Annotated in this window: 11 protein-coding genes; 1 reads left to right on the top strand and 10 read right to left on the bottom strand. The window is 64.4% G+C overall.

All coding sequences use genetic code 11. The annotated features are described in order from the left end of the window. Positions 1–232 precede the first annotated feature (232 nt). The gene (locus V6Z91_RS18130; protein WP_338759215.1) at positions 233–883 is read right to left on the bottom strand and encodes an RlmE family RNA methyltransferase; all 651 of its coding nucleotides are present in this window, start codon (positions 881–883) and stop codon (positions 233–235) included. Between the two features lie 42 nt (positions 884–925). On the opposite strand from V6Z91_RS18130, the gene yhbY reads away from it, so the two are divergent. After that, positions 926–1393: a ribosome assembly RNA-binding protein YhbY gene (gene yhbY, locus V6Z91_RS18125; protein ID WP_338759213.1), complete on the top strand. Its 468-nt coding sequence runs from the start codon at positions 926–928 to the stop codon at positions 1391–1393. Between the two features lie 121 nt (positions 1394–1514). Here the strand turns inward: yhbY and V6Z91_RS18120 are convergent, their stop codons facing one another. The 9 genes from V6Z91_RS18120 to V6Z91_RS18080 all read right to left on the bottom strand — a co-directional run bounded on the left by V6Z91_RS18120 (position 1515) and on the right by V6Z91_RS18080 (position 11952). Next, positions 1515–1976 (bottom strand): DUF4149 domain-containing protein, encoded by a 462-nt coding sequence (locus V6Z91_RS18120; RefSeq protein WP_338759212.1) that lies wholly within the window; start codon positions 1974–1976, stop codon positions 1515–1517. Further along, complete coding sequence (gene greA / locus V6Z91_RS18115; RefSeq protein WP_338759211.1) at positions 1976–2452, bottom strand: transcription elongation factor GreA; 477 nt, start codon at positions 2450–2452, stop codon at positions 1976–1978. Before greA ends, V6Z91_RS18120 begins: the two co-directional genes overlap by 1 nt. Positions 2453–2567: 115 nt before the next feature. Further along, entirely contained in the window at positions 2568–5798 is a 3231-nt protein-coding gene (gene carB / locus V6Z91_RS18110; RefSeq protein ID WP_338759209.1) for a carbamoyl-phosphate synthase large subunit, read from the bottom strand. A 2-nt stretch (positions 5799–5800) separates the two neighbouring features. Beyond that, a complete protein-coding gene (gene carA, locus V6Z91_RS18105; protein ID WP_338759208.1) occupies positions 5801–6964 on the bottom strand; it encodes a glutamine-hydrolyzing carbamoyl-phosphate synthase small subunit in 1164 nt (387 codons plus the stop codon). A 294-nt stretch (positions 6965–7258) separates the two neighbouring features. After that, complete coding sequence (locus tag V6Z91_RS18100; protein WP_338759207.1) at positions 7259–8458, bottom strand: GDSL-type esterase/lipase family protein; 1200 nt, start codon at positions 8456–8458, stop codon at positions 7259–7261. Positions 8459–8737: 279 nt separating this feature from the next. Further along, the gene (locus V6Z91_RS18095; RefSeq protein ID WP_338759206.1) at positions 8738–9463 is read right to left on the bottom strand and encodes a PEP-CTERM sorting domain-containing protein; all 726 of its coding nucleotides are present in this window, start codon (positions 9461–9463) and stop codon (positions 8738–8740) included. 65 nt (positions 9464–9528) lie between these two features. Further along, the gene (locus tag V6Z91_RS18090; protein ID WP_338759205.1) at positions 9529–10260 is read right to left on the bottom strand and encodes a PEP-CTERM sorting domain-containing protein; all 732 of its coding nucleotides are present in this window, start codon (positions 10258–10260) and stop codon (positions 9529–9531) included. Between the two features lie 176 nt (positions 10261–10436). After that, positions 10437–10841: a heme-binding protein gene (locus tag V6Z91_RS18085; RefSeq protein WP_338759204.1), complete on the bottom strand. Its 405-nt coding sequence runs from the start codon at positions 10839–10841 to the stop codon at positions 10437–10439. A gap of 79 nt (positions 10842–10920) precedes the next feature. Next, a complete protein-coding gene (locus V6Z91_RS18080) occupies positions 10921–11952 on the bottom strand; it encodes a patatin-like phospholipase family protein (RefSeq protein ID WP_338759203.1) in 1032 nt (343 codons plus the stop codon). Positions 11953–12022: the final 70 nt, after the last annotated feature.

The following is a 12022-nucleotide window of genomic DNA, read 5'->3' as shown; positions in this document are numbered from 1 at the left end:
AAATCCGATTTTACCCGCATTAGGCCAAAGCGTGCTACAAAGCGGCCTAAAGGTGCGCGAAAGCAGCAGCGCACGTATCAAAACATCAAAATCGGCCACCGAATCGGCGCGATTTTGCGCGGATCGCGCGCAACGCGCGCCGCCTGGGGCCGATGTGCGGCTCGGCGTGCGGAATACAAGGCCATCCGGCGATTTTTTCCACCGGTTGGCGCAAGCAAACCGCAAATTCGCGTCAATTTTGCGCCGGATGCTTCAGTCCACGGCCGAGCAGGAAGATTTCCGAGGATTTGTCGCGGCTGGCCTTCGGCTTTTTCTGCGCGACCGTCTTGAACTCGTGGCGGAATTTCTCGACGATTTGCGAAAAACCCATGTCCTTGAAGCATTTCACCAGCAAGGCCCCGCCTGGTTTCAAATGCAGTTGCGAGAATTCGATGGCCAGGTCGATCAGGTCTTCCATGCGCGCGGCATCGGCCGTGGCGATGCCCGACAGGTTGGGCGCCATGTCCGACAGCACCAGGTCGGCCTTGCGGCCCTGCAGCACCTCGCCCAGCTGGTCGAGGATGGCCTGCTCGCGGAAGTCGCCCTGGATGAAATGCATGTCGGCGATCGGTTCCATCGGCAGGATGTCCAGGCCGATGATCGTGCCGTTGATGCCGCCGCCTTCCTTGCCGGCCAGCTTGCGCCGCGTGTACTGGCCCCAGCTGCCGGGGGTGCAGCCGAGGTCGACGATCACCTGCCCGGGCTTGATCAGTTTCTCGTCCTCGTCGATCTCCTTGAGCTTGTAGGCCGCGCGGGCGCGGTAGCCATCCTTCTGGGCCGCCTTCACATACGGGTCGTTAATGTGGTCGTGCAACCAGTTTTTGTTTAATTTGTTCTTTGCCATTCGCGTAGAATACTGCTTTTAAAGGAACCACCAAAAATCATTATGTTGAACCTCACCCCTGCTGAGCGCAGCGCCCTGCGCGCGGAAGCCCATGCGCTCAAGCCCATCGTCCTCATTGGGGAAGCCGGCCTGACCGAAGCCGTCATGAAGGAAATCGAACTGGGACTGGATTCCCACGGCCTGATCAAGGTCCGCGTGTTCGGCGACGACCGCGAAGCCCGCATCGAGATGTACGAAACGATCTGCGAGCAGCTCGAAGCCGCGCCGGTCCAGCACATCGGCAAGCTGCTGGTGCTGTACCGCCCGAAGAAGGAAGCCGAAAAAGCCCGCACCACCAAGACCGGCAAGGGCATGCGCATGGTCACCATCGTCAAGCCCAGCGCCAGCGGCACCAAGAAGCCGACCGTCAGCAAGGTCATGCTGAAGGGCAACGAGCGCGTCACCGAAGGCGGCACCATCAAGCGGGCCAAGAAGCGGCAGGCCAGCACCAAGAAGAACGCGCTGGGCTGATTGGCCCACAGACCAGAAAAGCGGGCTTGCCCGCTTTTTTGTTGCTTGAAAAATGGGGACGTACCCCATTTTCCGAGCAATGTTTCTTGAAAAATGGGGTCTGTCCCCATTTTTCAGGCAACTATTGCTTGAGGATCAGCCAGCCCGCCAGGACGCTTTGCACGAGGAAGATTACGCTGGAAATCCCATGCAGCATGCCGAAGCGCGACCTGGCGGCGGACTCCATCACCCCGCCCGGTCCCGCGGCGGCACGCAGTTCGGCCATCATGGGTTGCAGGCCATAGTGGCTGACGACGGTGCACAGCGCCATCGCGGCGATCAGCGCCAGCACGGTGCGGCGGCGCCTCGGCGTCCAGTCGGGGGTGGCGAACTTCAGCAGCACCAGCAGCGCCAGCGCGCAGCCCAGCGACAGCATGGCCTCGGCGTGGAACATGGCGCCGGCGATCGACCCGGCCAGCACGCGGTCGGACAACGTGGCAAACAGCGTGGGCGCGACCAGGTAGCCCACGGTCCACAGGCTGCCGGCCCACAGCACGGTCACGAGAAGGCGAACCCTCTCCAGCAGCCCTGCTTTCGCCAGCATCACACGTAGCGGACTTCGAGGATTTCGTATTCGCGCGGGCCGCTCGGGGCCTGCACTTCGACGATGTCGCCGGCCGACTTGCCGATCAGGGCGCGCGCGATCGGCGAGGTGACGGACACCTTGTTCAGCTTGATATCGGCTTCGTCGATACCCACGATCTGGTAGCTGACCTTCTGGCCCGACTCCAGGTCTTCCAGGTCGACGGTGGCGGCGAACACGACGCGGCCATCGGCATCGAGCGTGGCCGGGTCGATGATCTGGGCGGAAGACAGCTTGCCTTCCAGTTCGGCGATGCGGCCTTCCACGAAGGCCTGGCGCTCTTTCGCCGCGTCGTATTCGGCGTTTTCGGACAGGTCGCCATGCGAACGCGCCTCGGCGATCGCGTCGATGACGATACGGCGTTCCTTGGTCTTCAGCTGGTGCAGTTCTTCCTTGAGGAGTTCGGCGCCGTATTTAGTGAGTGGAACAGAATTCATGTTTCGTCTCTTCGGTGAATGAAAAAGCACAGAGCCCGCGCCAGGGAGCGCGGGCTCTGTGGGATTGCATGGCGGCGGGCCGGCTATGGACCCGCTGCGACGCCTAGTATAAGGCTTAGTTTAAAGTCTTGTGCAGCCCTTGTAAATCGTACACCTGCAACTCGTCCAGGTGCCGGATACCGGCTACCGCGGCTTCCGCGCCGGCGATCGTCGTGTACGTCGGCACGCGCGACTGCAGTGCGGAGGTGCGGATCGCACGGGAATCGACGATGGCGTTGCGCTTTTCCTCGACCGTGTTGATCACCAGGGCGATTTCGTGGTTCTTGATGATGTCCACGATGTGCGGCCGGCCCTCGACCACCTTGTTGACCGGCGTGACGGGGATGCCCGCCGCTTCGATCACGGCCGCCGTGCCCTTCGTCGCCACCAGCGTGAAGCCCGCGTCGACCAGGTCGCGCGCCACTTTCACGGCGCGCGGCTTGTCCGACGCCTTCACGGACAGGAACACCTTGCCCGACTTCGGCAGCTTCACGCCCGCGCCCAGCTGGGACTTCACGAACGCCTCGGCGAACGTCTGGCCCACGCCCATCACTTCGCCCGTCGATTTCATTTCCGGACCCAGGATCGTGTCCACGCCCGGGAACTTCACGAACGGGAACACGGCTTCCTTCACGCTGTAGTAAGGCGGCACGATTTCCTTCGTGATGCCCTGCGAAGCGAGCGTCTGGCCCACCATGCAGCGCGCGGCGATCTTGGCCAGTTGCAGGCCGGTGGCCTTCGACACGTAAGGCACCGTGCGCGAGGCGCGCGGGTTTACTTCCAGCACGAACACCACGTCCTTCAGCTCGCCGTCGATCTCCTGCTTCTGGATCGCGAACTGCACGTTCATCAGGCCGACGACGTTCAGGCCCTTGGCCATCAGCGCGGTCTGGCGCTTCAGTTCATCGATCGTTTCCTGCGCCAGCGAATACGGCGGCAGCGAGCAGGCCGAGTCGCCCGAGTGCACGCCGGCCTGTTCGATGTGTTCCATCACGCCGCCGATGAACGTGGACTCGCCATCGGAGATGCAATCCACGTCGCACTCGATCGCATCGTTCAGGAAGCGGTCCAGCAGCACCGGCGAGTCGTTCGACACCTTGACCGCTTCACGCATGTAGCGCTCCAGGTCGCGCTGCTCGTGCACGATCTCCATCGCGCGGCCGCCCAGCACGTAGGAAGGACGCACCACGAGCGGGTAGCCGATCTCCTGTGCCAGCTTGAGCGCCTCTTCTTCCGTGCGCGCGGTGCGGTTCGGCGGCTGGCGCAGGCCCAGGTCCTGCAGCAGCTTCTGGAAGCGCTCGCGGTCTTCGGCGGCGTCGATCATGTCCGGCGAGGTGCCCACGATCGGCACGCCGTTCTTTTCCAGGTCCAGCGCCAGCTTCAGCGGCGTCTGGCCGCCGTACTGCACGATCACGCCGACCGGCTTTTCCAGGTCGACGATTTCCAGCACGTCTTCCAGGGTCAGCGATTCGAAGTACAGGCGGTCGGACGTGTCGTAGTCGGTCGACACGGTTTCCGGGTTGCAGTTGACCATGATGGTTTCATAGCCATCCTCGCGCATCGCCAGCGCGGCGTGCACGCAGCAGTAGTCGAACTCGATGCCCTGGCCGATCCGGTTCGGGCCGCCGCCCAGCACCATGATCTTCTTCTTGTCGGTCGGGTTCGATTCGCATTCCTCGTCGTACGTGGAGTACATGTACGCCGTGTTGGTGGCAAACTCGGCGGCGCAGGTGTCCACGCGCTTGTACACGGGGCGGATGCCCAGCTCGCGGCGCTTCTCGCGCACGGCCATGTCGGTCGTCTGCAGCAAGTAGGCCAGGCGGCGGTCCGAGAAGCCCTTCTGCTTCAGGCGGTACAGCGTGTTCTTGTCGAGGTTCTCCAGCTTCTGCGTGTCCAGCCACAGTTCCAGGTCGACGATTTCCTTGATCTGCACGAGGAACCACGGGTCGATCTTGGTCAGCTGGTGCACTTCTTCCAGCGTGAAGCCTTGCGCGAACGCGTCACCCACGTACCAGATGCGCTCCGGACCCGGCTCGCCCAGCTCCTCTTCCAGCTTCTCGCGATCCACGGTCTTCTGGTTCAGGCCATCGACGCCCACTTCCAGGCCGCGCAGGGCTTTCTGGAACGATTCCTGGAACGTGCGGCCCATCGCCATCACCTCGCCCACCGATTTCATCTGCGTGGTCAGGTGCTGGTCGGCGGCCGGGAATTTCTCGAACGCGAAGCGGGGGATCTTCGTCACGACATAGTCGATCGACGGCTCGAACGAAGCCGGGGTCGCGCCGCCGGTGATCTCGTTGCGCAGTTCGTCGAGCGTGAAGCCCACGGCCAGCTTGGCGGCGACCTTGGCGATCGGGAAGCCGGTAGCCTTCGACGCCAGCGCGGACGAACGCGACACGCGCGGGTTCATCTCGATGACGATCATGCGGCCATCCTTCGGGTTGATCGAGAACTGCACGTTCGAGCCGCCCGTATCCACGCCGATTTCACGCAGCACCGCCAGCGAGGCGTTACGCATGATCTGGTATTCCTTGTCCGTCAGCGTCTGCGCCGGCGCCACCGTGATGGAGTCGCCCGTGTGCACGCCCATCGGGTCCAGGTTCTCGATCGAGCAGATGATGATGCAGTTGTCCGCCTTGTCGCGCACCACTTCCATCTCGTACTCTTTCCAGCCCAGCAGCGACTCTTCGATCAGCAGCTCGTTGGTCGGCGACGCTTCCAGGCCGCGCTTGCAGATCTGCTCGAACTCTTCCTCGTTGTAGGCGATGCCGCCGCCCGAGCCGCCCATGGTGAACGACGGACGGATGATGGTCGGGAAGCCCAGCTCGCGCTGCACCGACCATGCCTCTTCCATCGAGTGGGCGATGCCCGAGCGTGCCGAACCCAGGCCGATCTTGGTCATCGCGTCCTTGAACTTGGCGCGGTCCTCGGCCTTGTCGATCGCTTCCGGCGTGGCGCCGATCAGCTCGACCTTGTACTTGTCCAGGATGCCGTTGCGGTGCAGGTCCAGCGCGCAGTTCAGCGCCGTCTGGCCACCCATGGTCGGCAGGATCGCGTCCGGGCGTTCCTTCGCCAGGATGCGTTCCACGACTTGCCACGTGATCGGTTCCACGTAGGTCACGTCCGCCATTTCCGGGTCGGTCATGATCGTGGCCGGGTTGCTGTTGACGAGGATGACCTTGTAGCCCTCTTCGCGCAGCGCCTTGCAGGCCTGTGCGCCGGAGTAGTCGAATTCGCAGGCCTGGCCGATCACGATCGGGCCGGAGCCGATAATCAGGATGCTTTTAATGTCAGAACGTTTTGGCATGTTTATTTCTTCTCAGCGGCTTCCATCATCGAGATGAAGCGGTCAAACAGGTACGATACATCGGTCGGTCCGGGCGATGCTTCCGGGTGGCCCTGGAAGCAGAACGCGGGGGTGTCGGTGCGGGCAAAGCCCTGCAGCGAACCGTCGAACAGCGACACGTGCGTGACGCGGCAGTTTTCCGGCAGGGTCGCGGCATCGACGGCGAAGCCGTGGTTCTGCGACGTGATCAGGACCTGCTTCGAATCCAGGTCCTGCACCGGGTGGTTGGCGCCGTGGTGGCCGAACTTCATCTTCAGCGTCTTCGCGCCGGAAGCCAGCGCCATGATCTGGTGGCCCAGGCAGATGCCGAACGTGGGGATCTTCTTTTCCATCAGTTCGCGCGTCGCGCGGATCGCGTAGTCGCACGGTTCCGGGTCGCCGGGGCCGTTGGCCAGGAAGATGCCGTCCGGGTTCAGGGCCAGCGCGTCGGCCGCCGTCGACTGCGCGGGCAGCACGGTCACCTTGCAGCCGCGCTCGGCCAGCATGCGCAGGATGTTGCGCTTCACGCCGTAGTCGAACGCCACCACGTGGAAGCGCGGGTTCTCGACCTTGCCGTAGCCTTCACCCAGCTTCCATTCCGTTTCGGTGAATTCGTACGGGGCTTGCGTGGTCACGACCTTGGCCAGGTCCATGCCGGCCAGGCCGGGGAACGAGCGGGCCAGCTCGACGGCCTGGGCCACCGACGGTTCGGCGCCTTGCGTGCCCGTCAGGATCGCACCGGCCTGCGCGCCTTTTTCGCGCAGGAGGCGCGTCAGCTTGCGGGTATCGATGCCGGCGATGGCGACCACGTTCTCGGCCTTCAGGTAATCGCCCAGCGACTGGGTGGAACGGAAGTTCGATGCCAGCAGCGGCAGGTCACGGATGATCAGGCCGGCGGCGTGCACCTTGGTCGCTTCCACGTCTTCCGGGTTGATCCCGTAGTTGCCGATGTGCGGGTAGGTCAGCGTGACGATCTGGCGCGAGTAGCTCGGGTCGGTCAGGATTTCCTGGTACCCGGTGATGGAGGTGTTAAAGACGACTTCGCCCGTCGTGTGACCGGCGGCACCGATCGAATAACCTTTGAAGACGGTGCCATCGGCAAGAGCCAGGATGGCGGGAACGGCGGGGCCAGAAAAAAATGGCGGCAAGGGCAACTCCTGTAAAGTTACCGTAGCAGCGCCACGCCAGTCGGCCCGCATAAAAAGAAAGCCGGGCTAAGCCAGGCTGCGGGTCGGATGAGAATGGATTGAGTGGGTAGGCGCTACGACGGATATGAATTGGCTAAACCTTTGAATTATAACTCAAAGGGGCCCGTTCGGCAATGCCGGCCGGGCTTGCGGAGGGCTATTTTCCCTCGCCATGCCGGCGCACGGCGCACCCAAGCGCCCCCGCGCATGCGCCGTTCCGTTCAGCAATCCGCCGCCGGCTGCGTCACCGCAGAGTCAATCGGGGGCCACTGCGCGAATGCCCTGCCGCTCCAGGTCTTCGGCCACCAGCCGCGCCAGCTCGGCGGCACCAGCCCGGTTCGGATGCAGGCTGTCGCCGGCCATGTAGAGCGCCAGCGTCGCTTCCGGCCCGATCTGCGTGAAATAGGCGGACGACAAGACGTTCAAGTCCACCAGCGGTACGCCCTCCTCCTGGGCCAGTGCGAGCGTGGCACGGCGGTACCAGCGCCCTGTCGAGCTGTGCACGCCTTCGGGATTGAAGTCCGTGGCGCGGCCCTGGGGGGTCACCAGGACCGGCGTGGCGCCCGTGGCGGCCACCTGGCGCACCATGTCGCGCATGATTTCCTTGAACTGCGCTTCCGTGGTCTCGTTCTTCGGGTTCGTATCGTTGATCCCCATCTCGAGCAGGAAGAGATCGCCCGGCTTGCTGTACTTCAGGATGGTCTCCAGCTGCCCGCCATCGCGGAAACCGCGCGCGATCTGCCCGCCGCTGGCGATGTTGCGGATCTGGTAGGAGCGGGCATCGACATAGTCCGGCAGCAGCTGCCCCCAGCCGCCCTGCACGCTGGTGGCCAGCGGGTAATAGTTGGCGACGGTGGAATCGCCGCCCACCCAGATCGTGGGGCTCGTTTCCGGCTTGGGCGACACGCGCTTGACTTCGAGCGCGCTCAGGGTGAACGGCGTGCCGGCCCGGCCCTCGGTCACCAGCAGGTTCAGTTGCCCGTCCGTGACGGGGATCTCGAACGCATCCGTGGCGTTATTGCCCGTCATGTTGATTACCTGGTAGACGCCCTCGGCGGCCACGCTGGCGCGCGAGGTATTGCCGAGCGTAACGGAAATGCGGTACAGGCCCGGCTTCAGGTCCACGTTGAAGGTGTTGCTGCTCTTGGTGCCGAATTGCAGGAAGCGCACGGCGTCGCTGGCCACGCCGGTGCCGGCCGCCGCCACATTGCTCATCTGCTCCGGCGTGTTGAAGCCATAGCCCTTCTCCGGCGCATAGGCATCCTCGGCGCGCACCCCGATCCAGCCCGGCTCGACGGGTCCATTGCCGAAGTCGAAACGGTACGGGCGCTGCCCGTAGGACTCGTCGCCGGCCAGGCTCGCGCCCATGGCGCCTGCCAGCAGCGTGCCAAGCAATACACGGGCGAACGTATCCGGGCGGGGGCGGCGGAAAACACCGGGCGAAGCATTCAGCATTGCGGTCTCCTTTTATGACAGCCAATCGATGGGGTGCGCAGCGCACGGCCTGCAAAGGACCTGCACTCCCGCCGTGGATCGGCAGGAACCGTTGTCACGCGCGCAATGATTTAACTCCGCCCGGTCTGGCGGGTCAACGCGGCGGCGGCGAAACGCAAAGGAAAATCGCGCAGTTGAGCAAACGGCCCGGCGCTGATGTATCAGCCGGGCCGTCAGGGCCGGGCGGCGCCGGCCGGCGAGCGCAGGGGAAGGATGCCTGCGCCAAAGCGGGGTCGCCGTTCAGGCGCGCCGGCGGCGCGCGGCGAAGGCCAGCAGTCCCATACCGCCCAACATCATGCCGTAGGTGGCGGGTTCGGGCACCGGCGACACCTCGATCGTCATCACCAGGTCGCCCATGCCGCTGTATGCCCTGGAGCCGAGCCAGTACGTTTCATTGTACAGCTCGTCGTAGTACATCACGCTCTCCGCCCCCACGCTGTTGAAGCCGGCGAACGAGACGGAGAACTCGCCCTGCAGCGCGGTGCCGCCGGTAACGAGGGAGAAAGCCTGCTGGGTATTCAGGTTCTGCGCGTGGGCGCCGTTCGATTCGATCGGCGGGTTGCCCAGCTGGTGCACGTCGAAACTGAAGCTCATTTCATTGGTGGCCACGCCCGGCATCGTCCACTGTGCCGGCGACAGCTCGCCCCAGAAATGGCCGGACACGGTGATGCCCGTCACCTTGTAGCCATCCTTGACGGCGATGTCGTAGAAGTTGTTCCACGCCAGGTAGTCGCCCGAGAACGGTTGGTAGCTGGAGTCCGTGCCCAGGGAGTAGCCGCCCGCGATGCCGTGTAGCGAAAAGCTCACCGAAGTGTTCGTCTCGCCGATCAGCGAGATGTCGACTACGGGGTCGTAGCCGTTGCCGCCGATGGACAGGGCGGTGGTTTCGATGACGGGTTCGAACGCTTGCGCCGCCCCTGCGTTGAGCAGGAAAGCGGCGCACAGTGCGCGGGACAGTAGCTGCATGACTTCTCCGATAGGTTGTGAAGGCACGCAGTCTAATTGCTGAGCTGACGACGAAATACGGGGAATTATGATGAAAAGTGCATGGATTTGTAACGTCGCGCGGCCAGCAGGCCCAGGCCGGTGATCAGCATCGCCCAGGTACCCGGTTCGGGAATCGCGGCCACCTCGACGTGCAGGACCGCGTCGCGGATCGACGCCGAGGCCAGCGATGGCGCGAACTCGCCGCCGCCATCGACACCCACGGCCTGCGCCCGCAGCCAGGTATTGAAGGCCAGGTCGGTCACCTCGGGCAGCGTGAGGTCCGAAGCGCCGAACTCCCAGGTTTCCTGGGCCGTCAAGGGACCGTACTGGCTGCCGAGCGGCTGGTAGCTGGTCGGTGTCCAGATGCCCATGAACACCCCCGCCTCGTTCGACACGAAGCCCGGCGGGAAGCCCGGCAACTGCCCGGGCGACAGTTCGCCGAATGTCGTGAAGGTCAGCGAGAACCCCGTGACGCGGTAGCCGGCATTGGCGTCGATCCGCAGGATGCTCGCGTGGGCGGCGCTGGCGAGCTCGCCCAGGCCCGACACATCCTGGGCAGTCACCCCGGCCATGTCCTCGTTCAGCGTATCGAGGGCGAAGCTGTACGCTCCCGGCGACTCGTCCAGCAGCGTGATGCTGCCGATCGTCGAGAAAATGCCTTCCTGGTAGGTGATCGTGAATGCCGCCGTGTCGATGCTCTGGGCGGCGAAGGCCGTGGGCGCGGCCGGTAATGACAGTACGGCGCCGAGCGCGAGCCCGGCCATACTTTTATGCATGGAAACCTCCGTCAAGAGAGTGCGCAACGGGGCAGGAGCCGCCGTGCGCCGGCGCCCCGGCGGGAGCGCCCTCAGAAGGTTAGCACCACGCTACCGGTAATGTTGATCTTTTGCTTACCAACTTGCACGGTGGTCGCTGCCGAGTTGCTATTCCAGCACACCGGCAGCGGGACCGATCAGCCCAGCGCGGCGATGCCGGCCTTGGCGATCTGCGCATCCTGGTCGGACTTCACGCCCGACACGCCCACCGCGCCGATCGTGTGCCCGTCGACGACGATGTTCACGCCGCCTTCCAGCAGGCCTTCCACTTCCGGCGCCGTCAGGAATGCGTAGCGGCCGTTGTTGATGATGTCTTCATAGACCTTCGTTTCCCGGCGGCCCAGGGCGGCCGTCTTCGCCTTGGCGGGTGCGATGTGGGCGCTCAGCGGCGCGGCGCCGTCCAGGCGCTGCTGCCAGAGCAGGTGACCGCCATCGTCGACGATCGCGAACGACACCGCCCAGTTGTTGGCCAGCGCTTCGGCTTCGGCGGCGGCGGCGATTTTCTTCACATCGGCGAGGGTCAGGTAAGGCTTGCTTTGCATGATTCTTCCTTCAATTGATGAATGTACTGCTTCGATATCACTGCTTGCTGCGTGCTGCTCATTGCGCTCTGCTGGCGGCTCAGTGCGCCGCCACGGCGGGCGCTTCGCGCCGCGCCTTCAGTTTTTGCTTGATCTGGGCCATCACCGCCTGCGTGGCCTTTTCGCCGGCCTGCATGGCCCGCGCCCGGCTGGCGAAATCGTTGCCCGCCATATTGCCCAGCGGCGGCTGGATCACCACGTCGGCATCGCGCAATTCGTACTGGTTGATGCGCTGGCCCATGATGGCGAAGGTCTGCATGATCACTTCCATGGACGAGACGGCGGCCTGCGCCTCGGTCTGCGTGCTGATGTTGACGGCGATGATGAAGTCGGCGCCCATTTCCTTGGCGAAGCGCACCGGCACCGGCGCGACCAGGCCGCCGTCGACATAGGTGCGGTTGCCGATCGTGACGGGCTGGAACACGCCGGGCACGGCCGAGCTGGCGCGCACCGCCTGCCCCGTATTACCGCGTGTAAACAGGATGGGCTGGCCCGTCTTCAGGTCGGATGCGACCGCCCCGAACGGCACTTTCAATTTTTCGATCGGACGGTTCTTCACCGCCTTGTTCACATAGCTTTGCAGCGCCACGCCCTTGAGCACGCCGGACTTGGTCCCGAACAGCGGCAGGGCCCAGTCGGAGATTGCCGCCTCGTCCATCGCATAGGCCATCTTCTGCAAGGCACCGGCATTGTTGCCGGCCGCGTACAGCGCCCCGACCACGCTGCCGGCACTGGTGCCGACCACGATATCGGGCACGATGCCGTTCGCTTCCAGCGCCTTGATCACGCCGATATGCGCGAAGCCGCGGGCGGCGCCGCCGCCCAGCGCCAGGCCGACCTTCACCTTGCGCAGCGGCGGCGCGGCGGGCGTGTTCAGCGTGGGCGTGGGGTCGCCGAGGGCGGGTGGAATCACGGGCGGCAGCGTGCCCGCCGTGCCCGGGACCGCGCCGGCCGCGGGAGGCGGCACGGGCATTCCGGCGGGCGAAGTGGTGGGATTCGTGATGGGAGCGCTGCCACAGCCGGCCAGCAAGGCCGCGGCCAGCGCATACGCGCTCAAACGTTTCAGGAACATCGCTGTCTATCTGCTGGGTAGTATGCGTCGCGAGGAACGCACGGACCGCGCACCGGCGCGGCCAAACGGC

Origin of the sequence: Massilia sp. METH4, from assembly GCF_037094685.1 — a bacterium.
Taxonomy (GTDB): domain Bacteria; phylum Pseudomonadota; class Gammaproteobacteria; order Burkholderiales; family Burkholderiaceae_D; genus Rugamonas.
This window is presented reverse-complemented; position numbering and strand designations above follow the sequence as displayed.